At 63.1% G+C, this 17057-nt stretch carries 13 protein-coding genes; 3 read left to right on the top strand and 10 right to left on the bottom strand.

Annotated features, from left to right (window positions below):
* Positions 1 to 32: 32 nt before the first annotated feature.
* Both gyrB and AC1DVW_RS06735 read left to right on the top strand, forming a co-directional pair.
* The gene (gene gyrB, locus AC1DVW_RS06740) at positions 33 to 2504 is read left to right on the top strand and encodes a DNA topoisomerase (ATP-hydrolyzing) subunit B (protein ID WP_477275799.1); all 2472 of its coding nucleotides are present in this window, start codon (positions 33 to 35) and stop codon (positions 2502 to 2504) included.
* A 219-nt stretch (positions 2505 to 2723) separates the two neighbouring features.
* Positions 2724 to 3629, top strand: coding sequence for a hypothetical protein (locus tag AC1DVW_RS06735; protein ID WP_477241064.1), 906 nt, complete (start codon positions 2724 to 2726; stop codon positions 3627 to 3629).
* Between the two features lie 82 nt (positions 3630 to 3711).
* Here AC1DVW_RS06735 and AC1DVW_RS06730 read toward each other — a convergent pair whose 3' ends face one another.
* From AC1DVW_RS06730 to AC1DVW_RS06685, 10 genes are all read right to left on the bottom strand, one after another.
* Positions 3712 to 5118, bottom strand: coding sequence for an NAD(P)(+) transhydrogenase (Re/Si-specific) subunit beta (locus AC1DVW_RS06730; protein WP_477241062.1), 1407 nt, complete (start codon positions 5116 to 5118; stop codon positions 3712 to 3714).
* Positions 5119 to 5124: 6 nt separating this feature from the next.
* A complete protein-coding gene (locus AC1DVW_RS06725; RefSeq protein ID WP_477241060.1) occupies positions 5125 to 5550 on the bottom strand; it encodes an NAD(P) transhydrogenase subunit alpha part 2 in 426 nt (141 codons plus the stop codon).
* Positions 5550 to 6821: a Re/Si-specific NAD(P)(+) transhydrogenase subunit alpha gene (locus tag AC1DVW_RS06720; RefSeq protein WP_477322002.1), complete on the bottom strand. Its 1272-nt coding sequence runs from the start codon at positions 6819 to 6821 to the stop codon at positions 5550 to 5552. The genes AC1DVW_RS06725 and AC1DVW_RS06720 overlap by 1 nt, the downstream gene beginning before the upstream one ends.
* Before the next feature lie 84 nt (positions 6822 to 6905).
* On the bottom strand, positions 6906 to 7130 hold the full coding sequence (locus AC1DVW_RS06715; protein WP_477241056.1) for an aa3-type cytochrome c oxidase subunit IV: 225 nt from the start codon (positions 7128 to 7130) through the stop codon (positions 6906 to 6908).
* Positions 7131 to 7299: 169 nt separating this feature from the next.
* Positions 7300 to 7449 carry a DUF3096 domain-containing protein gene (locus tag AC1DVW_RS06710; protein ID WP_080680904.1) on the bottom strand — a complete coding sequence of 50 codons (150 nt, stop codon included), beginning with the start codon at positions 7447 to 7449 and terminating at the stop codon, positions 7300 to 7302.
* A gap of 110 nt (positions 7450 to 7559) precedes the next feature.
* Positions 7560 to 8252, bottom strand: a complete 693-nt coding sequence (locus AC1DVW_RS06705; RefSeq protein ID WP_477322000.1) for an N-acyl amino acid synthase FeeM domain-containing protein — start codon at positions 8250 to 8252, stop codon at positions 7560 to 7562.
* Positions 8253 to 8568: 316 nt separating this feature from the next.
* A complete protein-coding gene (locus tag AC1DVW_RS06700; protein WP_477241052.1) occupies positions 8569 to 10893 on the bottom strand; it encodes a putative bifunctional diguanylate cyclase/phosphodiesterase in 2325 nt (774 codons plus the stop codon).
* Positions 10894 to 11040: 147 nt separating this feature from the next.
* Positions 11041 to 14520 (bottom strand): indolepyruvate ferredoxin oxidoreductase family protein, encoded by a 3480-nt coding sequence (locus AC1DVW_RS06695; protein WP_477321998.1) that lies wholly within the window; start codon positions 14518 to 14520, stop codon positions 11041 to 11043.
* Between the two features lie 303 nt (positions 14521 to 14823).
* On the bottom strand, positions 14824 to 15354 hold the full coding sequence (locus AC1DVW_RS06690; RefSeq protein WP_477241048.1) for a hypothetical protein: 531 nt from the start codon (positions 15352 to 15354) through the stop codon (positions 14824 to 14826).
* A complete protein-coding gene (locus AC1DVW_RS06685) occupies positions 15347 to 15955 on the bottom strand; it encodes a CGNR zinc finger domain-containing protein (RefSeq protein WP_477241046.1) in 609 nt (202 codons plus the stop codon). The genes AC1DVW_RS06690 and AC1DVW_RS06685 overlap by 8 nt, the downstream gene beginning before the upstream one ends.
* 149 nt (positions 15956 to 16104) lie before the next feature.
* Here AC1DVW_RS06685 and AC1DVW_RS06680 point away from each other — a divergent pair, with 149 nt between their 5' ends.
* Positions 16105 to 17010 (top strand): branched-chain amino acid ABC transporter permease, encoded by a 906-nt coding sequence (locus AC1DVW_RS06680; RefSeq protein WP_477241044.1) that lies wholly within the window; start codon positions 16105 to 16107, stop codon positions 17008 to 17010.
* The last annotated feature ends 47 nt before the right edge of the window (positions 17011 to 17057 follow it).

Raw genomic sequence — 17057 nt, 5'->3', positions numbered from 1 at the left:
CTGTACAAGCGGCATCTAGACAACAGGTTTTCATGAGCGACCAGACCGAGAACACCAACGGCGCCGAAGCCGAATACGGCGCCGATTCCATCAAGGTTTTGAAGGGGTTGGATGCCGTCCGCAAGCGGCCGGGCATGTATATCGGCGACACCGACGACGGTTCGGGCCTGCATCACATGGTCTATGAGGTGGTCGACAACGCCATCGACGAGGCGCTGGCAGGCCATGCCGACCTGGTCACCGTGACGCTCAACCCCGATGGTTCGGTGACGGTTATCGACAATGGCCGCGGGATTCCGACGGATATCCACACCGGCGAAGGCATTTCGGCGGCCGAAGTGATCATGACGCAGCTGCATGCCGGCGGCAAATTCGACCAGAACTCCTACAAGGTGTCGGGCGGCCTGCACGGCGTCGGCGTGTCGGTGGTCAACGCGCTGTCGGCCTGGCTGAAGCTGAAGATCCGCCGCAACGGCCAGATCTTCGAGATGAGCTTCACCCACGGCAATGCCGATGCACCGCTGAAGGCGACAGGCAGCTACGAGCAGGACAAGCAGCCAGGGACTTATGAGGGCCGCAGCGGGAGCGCGATCACGTTCTTCCCGTCGTCCGAAACCTTCACCATGGTCGAGTTCGACTTCGGCACGCTGGAACACCGGCTGCGCGAGCTCGCCTTCCTCAATTCCGGCGTGCGCATCATTCTGACCGATGCCCGCCATGCCGACATCGTGCGCCATGAATTGCACTATGATGGCGGTCTGGAAGAGTTCGTCAAATATCTCGACCGGGTCAAGAAGCCGCTGATCGACAAGCCGATCGCCATCAAGGCCGAGCGCGACGGCATCACCGTCGAAGTCGCCATGTGGTGGAACGACAGCTACCACGAGAATGTTTTGGCCTTCACCAACAACATCCCGCAGCGCGACGGCGGCACCCATCTGGCTGGTTTCCGCGGCGCGCTGACGCGCCAGATCACCGGCTATGGCGAGTCCTCAGGCTTGACCAAGAAGGAAAAGGTGGCGCTGATCGGCGATGATTGTCGTGAAGGCCTGACGGCGGTGCTGTCGGTCAAGGTTCCTGATCCGAAATTCTCCTCGCAGACCAAGGACAAGCTGGTTTCGTCCGAGGTTCGCCCGGTGGTGGAAGGTCTGGTCAACGAGGCGCTCGGCACCTGGCTTGAGGAGCACCCCAGCGAAGGCAAGGTGGTCATCGACAAGGTTATCCAGGCGGCCGCGGCGCGCGAAGCCGCGCGCAAGGCGCGCGACATCACCCGCAAGAGCTCGCTCGGCGTCACCTCGCTGCCCGGCAAGCTGGCCGACTGCCAGGAACGCGACCCGGCGAAGTCCGAGATCTTCATCGTCGAGGGTGACTCGGCCGGCGGCTCGGCCAAGGGTGGCCGCTCGCGCCAGAACCAGGCCATTCTGCCGCTGCGCGGCAAGATCCTCAATGTCGAGCGCGCCCGCTTCGACCGCATGCTCGGCTCCGAGATGATCGGCACGCTGATCACCGCGCTCGGCACCTCGATCGGCAAGGACGAGTTCAACGCCGACAAATTGCGCTACCACAAGATCATCCTGATGACCGACGCCGACGTCGACGGCGCCCATATCCGCACCTTGCTGCTCACCTTCTTCTTCCGGCAGATGCCGGAACTGATCGAGCGCGGCCATCTCTACATCGCCCAGCCGCCGCTCTACAAAGTGACGCGCGGCAAGAGCTCGCAATACATCAAGGACGAGAGCGCCTTCGAGGAGTTCCTGATCGGTTCAGGGCTGGAAGAGGCGTCGCTTTCACTCGGTTCGGGCGAAGTGCGCACCGGACAGGATTTGCGCAGCGCCATCGACGACGCGCTGGCGGTGCGCCAACTGATCAACGGCCTGCACACGCGCTACAACAGGGGCGTGGTCGAGCAGGCGGCGATCGCCGGCGGCCTCAACCCGGATGTGTTTACCGATCTCGCACGCGCCAACGCCATGGCCGAGCGTGTCGCCAAGCGTCTCGACATAATCGCCGAGGACACCGAGCGCGGCTGGACCGGCCGCATGTCGACCTCGAATGAGGGAACCGGCGGCTATGTGTTCGAACGCACGGTGCGCAGCGTCAAGGAATTCGCGCATCTCGATCTCGGCCTGATCAATTCGGCGGATGCGCGCCAGCTCGACCGCTATGCGCCGCGCCTCACCGAGGTCTATGGCGAGCCGCCGGTGCTGCGCCGCAAGGACGTCTCGGAAACCATCTCGGGACCGCTGGCGCTGCTCAACGCCGTGTTTGCCACCGGCCGCAAAGGCCTGACCATGCAGCGCTACAAGGGCCTCGGCGAAATGAATGCCGAGCAGCTGTGGGAAACCACGCTCGACCCGAATGTGCGCTCGCTGCTGCAGGTCAAGGTCAATGACGCGACCGACGCCGACAGCCTGTTCTCGCGGCTGATGGGCGACGAGGTCGAACCGCGGCGCGAGTTCATCCAGGAAAACGCGCTGTCGGTCGCCAATCTGGATATCTGATACGAAGCATTGGCGCGGCTCACCGCGCCAATGCCTCATCCTGCACAACAAAATCATTGAGCATCGGCGGGAACAGAAGCCCTTCCAAGACATTGTGACAACATCGATCACAATTTCTCACAGGAGGTCTTCATGGGACGTGGTATCTTGCTCTGGTTGCTCGGGATTCCGATTCCAATCATCATTCTCATCATGCTTTTCGTGCGATAGGTGGCCTCGATGCAGTCCACCCTATCGGCTGTCGATGTTTCCGCTTCTACCGAATCCTCTTCAACCGCCGTCAGCTGGGGACCGATCATCGCCGGCGCCTTCGCGGCCTCGACGCTGACCTTCATCCTGATGCTGCTCGGCTCTGGGCTTGGTCTGAGCATGGTTTCGCCCTGGTCGGGCTCCGGCGCCTCGATCACCACCTTCGCGGTTTCCACCGCGATCTGGCTGGTCATCGTGCAGTGGCTTTCCTCAGGAGTCGGCGGGTATCTCGCCGGCCGGCTGCGCACCAAATGGGTCGGCATCCACACGGATGAGGTCTATTTCCGTGACACCGCGCATGGCTTCCTGGCCTGGGCACTGGCGACACTGCTCGTCGTCGGCGTGCTTGGCTCGGCGCTGTCGGCGGCGGTCGGAACCGGCGTGCAAGCCGTGTCCACGGGGGCCTCGGGTGCCGCACTCGGTGCTTCAGCAGGTGCCTCAGCGAATGCTGGCGGAGCCGACAATGCGACATCCTATCTCGTGGATTCGCTATTCCGTCCGGCCGATGCAACCAAGCTAGCAACCGCCAATCCGGACGGCGATGCCGCGGCCCAGGCCTCGCGCATCCTGATCGCCAGCGCTGCGGCGGACGAGATTTCGGCCGACGACAAGACCTATCTGTCGCAGCTGGTGGCTGCCCGCACCGGTCTGTCAGAAGCCGATGCCAAGGCACGGGTCGATGCGCTGGTTGCCAAGGTTGAGGACGCCAAGGTCAAGGCAAAACAGGTTGCCGACACCGCCAGGAAAGGCAGCGCGACGTTTGCGCTGCTTGGCGCACTGTCGCTGGTCATCGGCGCTTTCATCGCCAGCGCCGCGGCCGCCCTTGGCGGCAGGCAGCGCGACGACGAGGAAGCAATCCTACTGACCAGTCGCTGAGCGGGCTCTCATCCCGAAACGAAAAGCCCGGCTTCAGCCGGGCTTTTCTGTTTCGAAGGGTTGGCTGGGGCGGGAAAACGGCTCAGTGATCCATCGCCTTGACGATCTCTTCGGTCATCTTCTTGGCGTCGCCGAGCAGCATCATGGTGCCGTCCTTGTAGAACAGCGTGTTGTCGATGCCGGCATAGCCGGAGCCGAGCGAGCGCTTGACGAACAGGCAGGTGCGCGCCTTGTCGACGTCGAGGATCGGCATGCCGTAGATCGGCGACGACTTGTCGTCACGCGCGGACGGGTTGGTGACGTCGTTGGCGCCAATGACGTAAGCGACGTCGGCCTGCGCGAATTCCGAGTTGATGTCCTCGAGCTCGAACACTTCGTCATAGGGCACGTTGGCTTCGGCCAGCAGCACGTTCATGTGGCCGGGCATGCGGCCAGCAACCGGATGAATGGCGTATTTGACGTCGACGCCATTGGCCTTGAGCTTGTCGGCCATTTCGCGCAGCGCATGCTGCGCCTGGGCGACCGCCATGCCGTAGCCGGGCACGATGATGACCTTCTGCGCGTTCATCATCAGGTAGGCTGCATCGTCGGCCGAGCCCTGCTTGACCGTGCGCTCGATACCGTCATCGGCAGCGGCCGCCGTCTCGCCGCCGAAGCCGCCGAGGATGACGGAGATGAACGATCGGTTCATGCCCTTGCACATGATGTAGGACAGGATCGCACCGGACGAACCGACCAGTGCGCCGGTGATGATCAGCGCCAGATTGCCGAGCGTGAAGCCAAGTGCTGCCGCGGCCCAGCCCGAGTAGGAGTTCAGCATCGAGACGACCACCGGCATGTCGGCGCCGCCGATCGGGATGATCAAGAGGACGCCAAGGAGAAGCGAGGCCGCGACGATCAGCCAGAACACCAGCTTGGACTCGGTGGTAACCAGCAGGATGATCAGCACGATCAACGCGATGCCGAGCGCGGCGTTGATGAAGTGGCGACCGCCGATCATGATCGGCTTGCCCGACATGCGGCCGTCGAGCTTGAGGAAAGCGATGACCGAGCCGGTGAAGGTGATGGCGCCGATGGCAACGCCAAGGCTCATCTCGATCAACGCCTGGGCGTGGATATCGGCAACGGTGCCGATGCCGAAGCTTTCAGGGGCATAGATCGCGGCGGCCGCCACCATGACCGCGGCAAGGCCGACGAGGCTGTGAAAGGCGGCGACCAGCTGCGGCATCGAGGTCATGGCGATGCGCCGCGCGGTGACCGCGCCGATGGAGCCGCCGATGGCGAGGCCGAGGACGATCAGCCAGTAGCGGCCGGCCGACGGGACAGACGGGGCCGCCAGTGCCAGCGTGGTGGCGATGGCGATGCCCATGCCGATCATGCCGTACAGATTGCCCTGGCGGCTGGTGGTCGGATGCGACAGGCCGCGCAGCGCCATGATGAACAGGACGCCGGAGACGAGATAGAGGAAGGACGCGAAGTTGGCGTTCATGGCGCTCTACTTGTCCTTCTTCTTGTACATGGCCAGCATGCGCTGGGTAACGAGGAAGCCGCCGAAGATGTTGACCGAGACCAGCATCAGCGCGACGAAGCCGAAGCCGGCGGCAATACCGGAGGCGGCGATGCCGACCGCAAGCAGCGCGCCGACGACGATGACCGAGGAAATGGCGTTGGTGACGGCCATCAGCGGCGTGTGCAGCGCCGGGGTCACTGACCAGACGACATAGTAGCCGACGAAGATCGCCAGGATGAAGATGGCGAAGCGGAAGACAAAAGGATCGATGGCGCCGCCGGACAAAGCGTGCGCGGCATCGCCCGCGGCATCAGCGCCACCTGGGGCGGTGGCCAGGTTCTGCACCGCAAGCCGGACGGCGGCGGAGGCCTGATCGAGCTGGTCGAGGGCTTTCTGCAAGGTCTGGTCCATCACGCGATCCCCTTGGACTTGGACGAAGGCGACTTGGGTGCTGCAGCTTTCTTGGAAGCGGCTTTCTTCGGCGCGGCTGCATCGGCAACCATCGTCTTGGCCGGGATTGCGGCCGGCTCGACATGGGGCTGTTCCGCCGCTTTAGCAAAAGCCGGATGCACGATCTTGCCGCCGTCGGTCAGCATGGTCGCCTTGACCAGATCGTCGTCGCGGTTGATGGCGAGCGTCTTGGTAGTCTTGTCGACCAGCGTTTCGACGAAGGCGAAAAGGTTGCGGGCATAGAGCAGCGACGCGGAAGCGGCGACGCGGCCGGGTACGTTGAGATGGCCGACAATCTTGACGTTGTTGGCGGTGGTGACAACCTGACCCGGCACGGCGCCTTCGACATTGCCGCCGCGCTCGACCGCAAGGTCGACCAGCACCGAGCCCGGCTTCATCGAGGCGACCATGGCCGCCGAAACCAGCTTTGGCGCCGGCCGGCCGGGGATCAACGCCGTGGTGATGACGATGTCCTGCTTGGCGATGTGCTCGGCGGTCAGCGCCGCCTGCTTGGCCTGATATTCTTTCGACATCTCCTTGGCATAGCCACCCGCCGTCTCGGCCGCCTTGAACTCCTCGTCCTCGACGGCGAGGAACTTTGCGCCGAGCGAGGCGACCTGTTCCTTGGCGGCGGGGCGCACATCGGTGGCAGTGACGACAGCACCTAGCCGCCTTGCCGTGGCGATGGCCTGCAGTCCGGCGACACCGACACCCATGATGAAGACCTTTGCCGCCGGCACCGTGCCGGCTGCGGTCATCATCATCGGCAGTGCCCGGTCATACTCGGAAGCGCCGTCGATCACCGCCTGGTAGCCGGCGAGATTGGCCTGCGACGACAAGACGTCCATCGACTGGGCGCGGGTGATGCGCGGCATGAATTCCATCGAGAAGGCGGTGACGCCGGCCTTGGCAAGTGCTGCCACAGCCGCATCATTGCCGTAGGGATCCATGATGGCGATGACCGTGGTGCCCGGTTTGTAGGCCTTGAGTTCCGCTTCGCCTGGCCGGCGCACTTTCAGCACCACATCGGCCCTGGCGGCATCGCCGGCCTTGCCGATCGAAGCGCCCGCCTTGGCGAACTCCTCGTCGGGAATGCGTGACCTGGTGCCGGCTCCGGTTTCGACAACCACGTCGAGACCCAGAGCCGCCAGCCGCTTCACCGTATCGGGCGATGCCGCAACACGCGGCTCGTTGGCGTCGAGCTCACGAGGGATGAAAACCGTCTGTCCCACCGCATGATCCTTTCGGCTGGAACCTGTTTGCGCAAGATTTCGTCCGGATGTCCGGCGACCTCCCCGGCGAAGGGTCTGAAAAGTCTATCGGAGAATAAAGCCGCCGACGGCCAGGATCACGGCGAACAGGATGGTCGCCGAGAAGAAGCCGCCCGCAAAGAAGCCGAAAGCCATCGCCAGGAGCAGGGCGCCGCAAAACAACGAGCCGTATTTGGCGAGCGCGATGAAGCCCGCATAGGTGCGGTCGTGCTCGGCATAGTCCATCTTCGCGCCCAGTTCGACAGGACCGGTCGGCGTGTGATCAGCCATAGGAATTCCCCTTCGAAGACATCTTTGAGGCACATAGCGAAAAGCCGCGCCGAGGGCAATGGCGCTATTGCCGCATCGCCGGAGACAACAGCCTCAAATGAAAGTTGAAAGCCGCCAATGAGGCAGGCGCGCCGCGAGCCGTGGGGAGACGGACCTGGCGCGCGGCGCCTCAGCCGGCGAGGTGCGGGAACAACCCGAGCAAGCCGACGACGATGAGGTAGAGCGCGACGATGTAGTTGAGCAGCCGCGGCATCACCAGGATGAGCACGCCGGCGATGAGCGAAATCAGCGGGGTGAGCGCGAGCTGGGAAATGTGCATGTCAGGTTCCTTTTGACAAATCCGTCGAAGACGCGGAGCGTCAACGCGCCGCCGCCATCAGAACGCGGATCCGGCCCGAAAGCTCCAGGCATTTCGCAGAACTCGGCGCCTCAGGCGGCGTCGCGGTAATATTTCGCTGTTGGCAGGATGGACAGGGGCTGCAGTTTGTTGATGGCCGGATTGGCAAACATCATCCTCTGCTCCAACGGCGTCGACCTGAAGAACGGGAAGCGTTCGAGTGTCAGGCGCAGGTTTTCGCCGCAGGGGATTTCGAACAAGGCGATCGGGGCAAGAACGCCCGGGAATACCTTGGCCTCGGTCCTCTGCTTGGCATTGAAGATGCGGGCATAAAAAGCGGAATGCTCGATCTTGACCGGCGTAAGCACCGCGGTCTGGCCAAAGTAGCTGGAGGCGACCATGCCTAGCCTGAGTGTCAGGAACGGCAGCACGCCGGGTGCCGGTGCGCTGTCGGGGTCGGTTGCGAACCGGGTTCCGTCGATGAAGGTCTCGCCGCGGGCAAGCCGCTCAGCCAATATTTCCGGATAGGCATCGACGGAGGGCGAATACGGGTGCTCGCGAGAGATGTAGTGGATACGCAGCGTGCTAACCAAATGGCCATCGAAATAGACGCCGAACCGGTAGGAATTGGGCAGATTGTCCCAGCGGTCCTCGAACATCCCGCTGGCGATCGGGCCGGACATGCCCGAGCGAAAGTAGGATTGATAGCGAAGACGATAGATTGCCTCCAGATCCTCGCCCCCCGTAATGAGACGGTACTCGACATGCTCCAGCAGTTGCATCATCGAGCGATTCAGCACCGATCCGCCGCTCGTGCGAATCCCAGCAGAAGCATCCTGCGTTGCAATATCCATTATCTGTCCTCGAAATTCCGCCTGCTGATAGGCTATTCGAGTTGAAATGGGACACAAGCTGAAAGTTAGATACTGTTGATTTACCTTTCGTTAACCTTAACAGCCGCGGAAGGTCCTTTCAGCGTGCAAAGGCAAAATCAGGTGGGGCAACATCCCGATTCTGAAATTCGCATGAGTTCGATATCAAGGTCGGAGCGAATTTAAGTCTCGAAAGATACTGGAAATCTGTTTCAGGTGAACTTCGAGATCACGACACCAGCTGGCTGCCCCGTTTGGCGGGGAGACGCAGGTCCGCGGCGAATGGCCAGGTGACGGTCGACATCGTCTCGATGCCCGACGCACTGAGCGCAGCACCGAAGAGGAAGCCCTGGACAAGGTCCGGCTTCACCGAATGCACCAGAATCTTGAGCTGCTCGAAGGTCTCGACCCCTTCGACGGTGACAGTCAGGCCCAGCACCCGGGTGAGATCGACGATGCCCTTCAACAGGTCCAGCGAGCGCTGGTTCTGGGTTACGTCCATCAGGAACGAGCGGTCGATCTTGATCTTGTCGAGCGGCAGCTTGTGGAGATAGCTCAGGCTCGAATATCCGGTGCCGAAATCGTCGAGCGCAATGCGCACGCCAAGCTGTTTCAATTCCTCGATGTATTGGCGCGTCAGTGACTTGTCGTCGAGCAGCGCCGTCTCGGTGACTTCGATCTCCAGGCGGCCGGCAGCGAGCCCGGAGCTGACCAGCGCATCACGGACCTTCTGGATGACGTCGCGACTGCGGAAATCCCTGGCGGAGAGGTTGACCGAGACGCTGGTCTGGTCGGGCCATTTCGCGCATTCGGTGCATGCGGCCTGCAGGACGAAGGTGCTGATCTCGGAAATGATGCCCATTTCCTCGGCCAGCGGAATGAAGATGCTGGGCGAGATCGGCCCGAGATCGGGATGGTCCCAACGGCACAGCGCCTCGCAACTGGCGATGCGCATCGTGTTCATTGCCACGATCGGCTGATAGACGACACGCAGCGCCTTGGCTTCGACGGCGTTGCGCAGGTCGGCCTTCATCAGCTGACGGCTGCGGAAAGCCGCATCCATCGACGCCTCGAACAGCCGCCAGTTGTTCTTGCCGAGTTCCTTGGCCTTGTAGAGCGCCAGGTCGGCCTTGACGATCATCGCGTCGACATCGGTGTCCTCGACCTTGGACAGCACCGTGCCGGCGCTGGCCTGGATGCGCAGCCCATGGCCGGCGACATCGACTTCGCCCTGCAATTCGCCGAAAATCTGGTCGAGCAGGCCGGTCAGATGGCTTTCGTCCTCGACGCGATCGAAGAAGATCATGAATTCATCGCCGCCGAAACGGCTGACGGTGATGCTCGGCCCGGCGATGGCGGCCAGCCGCTCGGCGACGGCGTAGATCAGCCCGTCGCCGACAGGATGGCCAAGCGTGTCGTTGACGCTCTTGAAATCGTCAAGATCGAGCACGGCGAGCCCACACAGACGATCGCGGCCGCCGGACGCCATCGCCTCGCCGACCAGTTCGTGGAAATAGGCGCGGTTGGGCAGGCCGGTGAGGTTGTCGTAGCGCGCCATGAAGCGGATTTTCTCTTCAGACTCGACGCGAGCGGTGACATCCTCAAACGTGATAACGCCCAGATCCTGGCTGCCTTCGCGGGCCGAAAACTCGTAATGCTGGCCCGTGGAAAAGGAGACCAGAACCTTGCGGTCGCGGCCCTCGCGCAGCGCGCGCGTCAGCTGCGCCTCGACGTAACGGCAATCCTTCGGCGCCAGCATGCCGCCGGCAACACCGCGCATCAGCAGGCTGTGAATCGACCGCCCAAGCAGCGCGTCGGGCGATTTGAGCGCCATCAGATGCGCGGCTTCGGCGTTGGCGACAATGACCTTGCCGTCGGGGCCAAGCATGACCAGGCCATGCGACATGGTGTTGAGCGCGCGATCGAACCGGTGCGCGAGCTTCCTGGCCTGCTGGTGGCCGATGACCGCCGAGAAAAGCACGTTGCGGACGTGGTCGGCGCTGTTGATGGTGATGAACGTCATCGGGATGATCATCAAGCCGAGGACAACCGAGGGAGCATCCATGCGCAGCAAGAGTGCAAGTGCTGCCGGACCAATGAAGGTCACGGAGAAAATCCGCACCATGCGCGGCGATCCGTAGTTTCGGCCGACAACCGTAACCAGGGTCGCCAAAGTCAGCGACATCGCGGCCAGTTCGGCAAACGGATCGGGATAGACATAGATCGATATGAAGCACAGCGAGCCCAACCCCAGGCCCTGCAAGGAGCCCTTGAGGATATAGTTGCGCTCCCACTGCTGTGCCTCTTCGACCGTGGCTATCGTGCCGCCCGCCTTGCGGAAGCTGCGAATGCCGAAGTAACGGAAAAGGCTGACGGACAGCAGAACGAAAGAAAAGCCAATAAACAGTGGATTGTGCGTGCGCAGGTAGATCATGAATCCGAGGATCCAATAGCACGCGCCGCCAATCACCAGCATGTGCGCGTTGTCGAACAACGAGCGCACAAACTGGATATAAACATCCGCTGGGATGTTTTCGGTCTTTGTTTTGCCCATACCGTCGGCCCAAAGCTGCGCCTTGTCATGCCACACTCGCCTTAAGAAAGGCTTAGAACAGCGGCTTGGGCTCGGTTGACCAGGGCGCGAAAGGCAGGACAGACCGGAAAATCAGGCTTCCGGCAATTCGTTGGTGCGTTGGCGCGGTCACTCCGCTGCGTGAAGTGCCGGCTCCGGCAAGGCCTGGTTCAGCCGGTTGAGAAGCCTGGCGCGCTCGCCCGCCGCCTTTTCGGCACTGGCTTGCCTGACATGGCCATAGCCGCGAATGAGCGCCGGCACCGAGGCGAGCGCGACCGCGGCCTCAATCTTGCCCGGCGCCAGTGCTGCGCCAACAAGCTCCAGATCGGCCTCATACTGGGCCAGAAGCTGCCGCTCCATGCGCCGCTCGGCGCTGTAGCCGAACAGGTCGAAAGCGGTGCCGCGCAGGCCCTTGATCGCGGCCAGCAGGCGAAATCCCTGCATCATCCACGGGCCGAAGCTCGATTTCCGCGGTTTGCCGTCATTGCCGCGCCTGCCCATGATCGGCGGCGCGAGATGGAATTCGAGTTTTTCGTAGCTCTGGAACTGTTTTCCAAGTTCAGCGGCGAAGGAGCCATCCGTGTAAAGCCGCGCCACCTCGTATTCGTCCTTGATCGCCATCAGCTTGAACAGGTTTCTTGCCGCCACCTCGGTGACCGCGGACGAGCCAGGCATGGCCCTGGCTTCGGCCTGGCGCAGCGCGGCCAATCTGTCGGCATAGCGCTTGCCATAGGCGGCGTTCTGATAGGCGGTCAGGAAGGCGACGCGGCGGGCAATGATGTCGTCCAGAGTCTCGGCAAGGACGGCAGTCTGCGGGGTCTGGCCCGGCTGGGCGATGAGGCCGCGCACGAAATCCGGCTGATGGGCAGCGCGGCGGCCCCAGCGGAACGCAGCGACATTCATCGTCACCGCTTCGCCGTTGAGCTCGATCGCCTTTTCGACCGCTTCTGCCGACAGCGGCAGCCCGCCATGCTGGAATGCGAAGCCAAGCATGAACATGTTGGCGCCGAGCGAATTGCCGAACAGCGCGGTGGCGGTGCGGGTGGCGTCGAAGAAATGCGCCTTGTCGTCGCCGGCGGCAGTGCGGATCGCTTTTTTCAGCCGCTCGACCGGCAGCGAGAAATCGGCTGAACGGGTGAAATCGCCGGGCATGATCTCGGCGGTGTTGGCGAGAAAGATGGTGTGGCCTTCGCGCACCGCGGCCAGCACCTTCTTGGCGCCCGACACGACGAGGTCGCAGCCCAGCACCAGATCGGCCTTGCCCGCCGATACGCGGATGGCGTGGATATCGTCGGGCGTGCGGGCGATGCGGACATGGGTGAACACCGAACCGCCCTTCTGGGCGAGGCCGGCCATGTCGATCATGCCGCAGCCCTTGTCTTCGAGATGGGCCGCCATGCCGAGCACAGCACCGATGGTGACGACGCCGGTGCCGCCGACGCCGTCGATGATCGCCGCCCAGCCTTGCTCGCCGAGCGGGAATTCGGCGGGAACCGGTACGCCGTCGAGCGGATCGGTGCTGCCGGCGAAGCCCTCGGCCTTCCTGATCCTGGCGCCATGGACAGTGACGAATGACGGGCAGAAGCCGTTGACGCAGGAAAAATCCTTGTTGCAGCTCGACTGGTCGATCTTGCGCTTGCGGCCGAATTCGGTCTCGACCGGCTGGATCGAAACGCAGTTCGACTGCACGCCGCAATCGCCGCAGCCCTCGCAGACGAGTTCGTTGATGAAGACGCGCTTGTCGGGATCGGGGAAGGTGCCGCGCTTGCGGCGGCGGCGCTTTTCGGCAGCACAAGTCTGGTCGTAGAGCAGCACCGATATGCCTTTGACGTCACGCAACTGGCGCTGGACGAGGTCGAGGTCGTCGCGGTGATGGATGCTGGCGCCGGTAGGGAATTCTGCCTTCCCGGCATATTTGTCCGGCTCGTCGGTGACGATGGCGATGCGCTCGACACCTTCGGCGCGCACCTGCCTGGCGATCATGTCGACGGTCAGGCCGCCATCATGCGGCTGGCCGCCGGTCATGGCGACGGCGTCGTTGTAGAGGATCTTGTAGGTGATGTTGGCATCGGTCGACAGCGCGAAGCGGATCGCCAGCGCGCCGGAGTGATTGTAGGTGCCGTCACCGAGATTCTGGAAGATGTGGTCGCGCTTGGAGAACGGCGCCTGGCCGACCCATTGCGCGCCCTCGCCACCCATGGCGGTGAAGCCGACGGTGTTGCGGTCCATCCACAGCGCCATGAAGTGGCAGCCGATGCCGGCGGCGGCAAGCGAGCCGTCCGGCACCTTGGTCGAGGAATTGTGCGGGCAGCCGGAGCAGAAGAAGGGTGTGCGGGTGGCAATGTCGGAGGTGTCGGCAAGCATTGCCTGAAACTGGCGCAGTTTCGCCACCCGCGCGGCGATCTCTTCCGACGGGCCAACCGTCCTCAGGATCCGCTCGCCGAGCGCGATGGCGATGTCGTTGGGATCGAGCGCGCCCTTGGCCGGGAACAGCCAGTCGCCGCGCTCGTCCTTCTTGCCGACGATGGCCGGCTGGGTGGCGGTGCCGTAAAGGTTTTCGCGCAGCTGCACTTCGATCAGCGAGCGCTTTTCCTCGACGACGACGATGGTGTCGAGGCCGCGGGCGAAGTCGGTGATATGCTGCAGGTCGAGCGGCCACGGACAGCCGACCTTGAACAGCCTGATGCCGATGCGGTTGGCCGCCGCTTCGTCGACGCCGATGTCTTCCAGCGCCTGGCGGACGTCGAGATAGCTCTTGCCCAGCGTGATGATGCCGAGCTTGGGGCTGCGGCCGCCCGAATAGACGATCCTGTTCAGGCTATTGGCATGGATGAAGGCAGAAGCGGCGGCGCGCTTGTGTTCATGCAGCCGCTCCTCCTGGCCGAGCATGTCGATCTCGTGGCGGATGTTGAGGCCGCCGGGCGGCATGTCGAAGTCGGGGACGACGATGTTCAGCCGTTCGAGCGAGGCATCGACGGAAGCCGTCGATTCGACATTGTCCTTGACGCATTTGATCGCCGCCCAGGTGCCGGCAAAGCGCGACATGGCAAAGCCGTAGAGGCCGTAGTCGATGATCTCCTGGACGCCGGCCGGGTTGAGGATCGGCACCATGGTGTCGACGAACAGGAATTCGGTGGCATGCGCATTGGTCGAGGATTCGGCCATGTGGTCGTCACCCATCAGGGCAAGGACGCCACCGTGTTTTGACGACCCCGCAAGGTTGGCATGGCGGAACACATCGCCGGAGCGGTCGACGCCCGGGCCCTTGCCGTACCAGACGGAAAACACGCCGTCATGGGTGCCTTCGCCCAGCAATTCGGTCTGCTGCGAACCCCAGCACGCCGTCGCGGCGAGCTCTTCGTTGAGGCCGGGCTGAAAGACGATCTCCGACTGGGCCAGCTGCTTCTTGGCCTTCCACAGCTGCATGTCGAGGCCGCCAAGCGGCGAGCCGCGATAGCCGGAGACGAAGCCGGCGGTGTTCAGGCCAGCGCGGCGATCGCGCTCGCGCTGCATCAAAAGCATGCGGATGACCGCCTGCGCGCCGGACAGGAAGATGCGCTCCTTGCCAAGATCGAACTTGTCGTCGAGCGCGACATCATGCAGCGTCATCAGGCATTTCCTCTGCGGAGGCCACGCCAAGGCGTGCAACCAACGTCGGAGTCGGACGCCACAGTGTTTCTCCCCTTGCCGGGGAGGTCAAATAAAATCGAAGATACCAGGCAATGCGCAACGAACGATCCGGTGCGCATCGGCCGGCGTATGAAAATTACGCGACAACAGGCTTCGCGGTGCAGGAAGTTCCGGCCGCGGCAGGCCAGAGCAATTCCAGGAAAAGTGTGAACGGTTTTCCTGGGGAAAGCGCGGAGCGCTTTCCCCAGGGAATTGCGCAAAAACAAAGAGATAGAGGCCGCGTCAGGCGGCCTTCGAACAATCCGGCTTGGGCTCGCCCGGCAGCTTGCCGTCGGCGTGGCCGACCATGTCCTTGTTGAGTTCGTAGACCGGCCCCACTACAAGCGGCCGATCGGGCAGGATCGACTGATCGAGCGAGGATGTCAGCGTCGTCTCGAAGCTCTGCAGCAAGGTGCCGCTGGCATCCTCGATGCGGATCGACACCGCATAGGGCTTGTCCTTGACCACGCAGGTGAGCGGCGGGCTGGTGAGCGTTATGTGCGCGAGTTTCGGCCATATCTTCTGGTTGACGATAATCGGATCGCCACCGGCCGGGTTCTGGAAGCTGACCACCGCGACCTGCCCCTCGCCCATCGGCCGCAGCGGATTGAGGGTGATGACATAGGTGGCGATGCCCAGGCGGTAGTTGAATTCGAACAGCTTGCCGGAGATGGCAAACAACTGATCCTCGCCGGAGTCGCGGCAGGCGCCAAGGGCGGCGGCCGCAAACAAGGCGGCAGCCAGAACCATCGAACGCGAATATTTTCTAGGCATCGGAGACCTCCCTGGCCGCCGTCCGGCGGCGATAATGTCGACTTGCCTTCTGACGGTTGCCGCACACCGCCATGTCGCACCAAAGCCGGCTGGAATTGCGGCTTCGGTCGACGAACAGCCAGCTGCAGTTGGGACAGATCCTGAGCCTTGCCACGGTGTCGTCGCGCAGCAGCGACAACGCCGAGACGGCAAGTGCCGCCTCGAAGGCGATCGGCGTCGCCGGATCGCCGAACGGCCGCCCAGGCGCGCCGATTTCGGTGCGGCTGCGCGCAAGACCGTCGGCGCAGGCCTCCAGGAAGCCGGGCAGATCGCCGGTGGCAACCACGCCTTTGGCCACCGCGCCGCGAAACAGCCGGTCGGTCGTCTCGCGAATCGACAGCACGACCGGTGCGATCTTGTCCGGCAACGGCGCTTCCAGCCGCCTGCCGCCAAGCTCGGCGGCACGAAAGCCGCTTGCGGCATCGGCAAAACGAGCGATTTCCGCCGGGTTGTCGAAACGGTCGAAGGTTTTCTGGGGATCGTCGCGCAGCACGACGGTGTTCGCCGTGTCGAGCGCAAGAATGCCGCCGGTGAAGCGGTGCGGGGTCCAGGATACCGTCATGGCACAAATCTAACCGATAAATCGCGTTTGACAAGTTAGATTCTACAATGCAAACCTTGGCTGGGTGCCTTTGTGGCGACCTTTTGTCGAGCATGTCGTCGTCCCAAAACCGCCTCGCACTTTTGGGCGACATGCTCTGAGGACCGTGCATGCTCTATTTCTTCCAGCAGGTTCTGAACGGGCTGCATTCGGGCGCGCTCTATGCGCTGCTCGCCTTCGGCTATGTGCTGACCAACGGCATCCTGCACCGCACCAACCTCGCCTATGGCGCGGTGTTCGCCTTTTGCGGGCAGACGATGATCTTGACCGCGGCTTTTGGCTACCAGACCCTGTGGCTGACGCTGTTCGCATCGGTTGCGCTCGGCGTCGTCTCGGCGTTGCTGTATGCGGCGCTGATCAGCCATGTCCTGTCGCGCAGCGTCTTCGAACCGCTGGCCGACCGTACGCCCAACGCCATCGTGGTGACGACGCTCGGCATCTTGCTGGTGCTGTCGGAAGCAAGCCGCATCGCCGCCGACACGCATGATCTGTGGCTGCCGCCAATGCTGGCCCAACCCATCATTTTCGCGCAAAGCCCCACATTCACGGCGACACTGACGCTCATCCAGGTGCTCGACTGCGCATTCGTACTGGCAATCATTGCGTTCGCCGCCTGGGCATTCGCCCGGTCGAGTTTCGGCCGGCGCTGGCGCGCCGTATCCGACGATCCCAAAGCTGCCGCCATGTGCGGGGTTGACGTGCGCGCGGTGTTCCGCGGCGCGGTGCTCGCGGGCAGTTTCTGCGCGGCACTGGCCGGAATGCTTGCCGGCCTTTACTACGGCAATATCAGCTTCGGCACCGGTCTGGTGTACGGGTTGAAAATCCTGTTCGTGACCGCGGTCGGCGGCTATCTCTCGCCGCCGCGGGCCGCCCTTGGCGCTGCTTGCTTCGGCATGGGCGAATCGCTGTGGGCCGGCTATTTCCCGCTCGAATGGCGCGATGCCTGGATGTATCTGTTCCTCGTCGCCATGCTGTTGCTGATCGGCGCCGGCCGCGACCAGCAGAAGATCGTCTGAACCGTATCAGACTTTGGTTGCATGCCGCGCGGCCAGGCAGCAGGTTT

The sequence above is a fragment of the Mesorhizobium sp. P3_B5 genome (assembly GCF_056402815.1).
This window is presented reverse-complemented; position numbering and strand designations above follow the sequence as displayed.

Excerpts from the sequence above, each read along its gene's own strand:
- AC1DVW_RS06710 (WP_080680904.1), bottom strand. The coding sequence starts at position 7,449 with ATGCACATTTCCCAGCTCGCGCTCACCCCGCTGATTTCGCTCATCGCC.
- gyrB (WP_477275799.1), top strand. The coding sequence starts at position 33 with ATGAGCGACCAGACCGAGAACACCAACGGCGCCGAAGCCGAATACGGC.
- AC1DVW_RS06735 (WP_477241064.1), top strand. The coding sequence starts at position 2,724 with ATGCAGTCCACCCTATCGGCTGTCGATGTTTCCGCTTCTACCGAATCC.
- AC1DVW_RS06715 (WP_477241056.1), bottom strand. The coding sequence starts at position 7,130 with ATGGCTGATCACACGCCGACCGGTCCTGTCGAACTGGGCGCGAAGATG.
- AC1DVW_RS06705 (WP_477322000.1), bottom strand. The coding sequence starts at position 8,252 with ATGATGCAACTGCTGGAGCATGTCGAGTACCGTCTCATTACGGGGGGC.
- AC1DVW_RS06680 (WP_477241044.1), top strand. The coding sequence starts at position 16,105 with ATGCTCTATTTCTTCCAGCAGGTTCTGAACGGGCTGCATTCGGGCGCG.
- AC1DVW_RS06685 (WP_477241046.1), bottom strand. The coding sequence starts at position 15,955 with ATGACGGTATCCTGGACCCCGCACCGCTTCACCGGCGGCATTCTTGCG.
- AC1DVW_RS06690 (WP_477241048.1), bottom strand. The coding sequence starts at position 15,354 with ATGCCTAGAAAATATTCGCGTTCGATGGTTCTGGCTGCCGCCTTGTTT.
- AC1DVW_RS06725 (WP_477241060.1), bottom strand. The coding sequence starts at position 5,550 with ATGGACCAGACCTTGCAGAAAGCCCTCGACCAGCTCGATCAGGCCTCC.
- AC1DVW_RS06700 (WP_477241052.1), bottom strand. The coding sequence starts at position 10,893 with ATGGGCAAAACAAAGACCGAAAACATCCCAGCGGATGTTTATATCCAG.
- AC1DVW_RS06695 (WP_477321998.1), bottom strand. The coding sequence starts at position 14,520 with ATGACGCTGCATGATGTCGCGCTCGACGACAAGTTCGATCTTGGCAAG.
- AC1DVW_RS06730 (WP_477241062.1), bottom strand. The coding sequence starts at position 5,118 with ATGAACGCCAACTTCGCGTCCTTCCTCTATCTCGTCTCCGGCGTCCTG.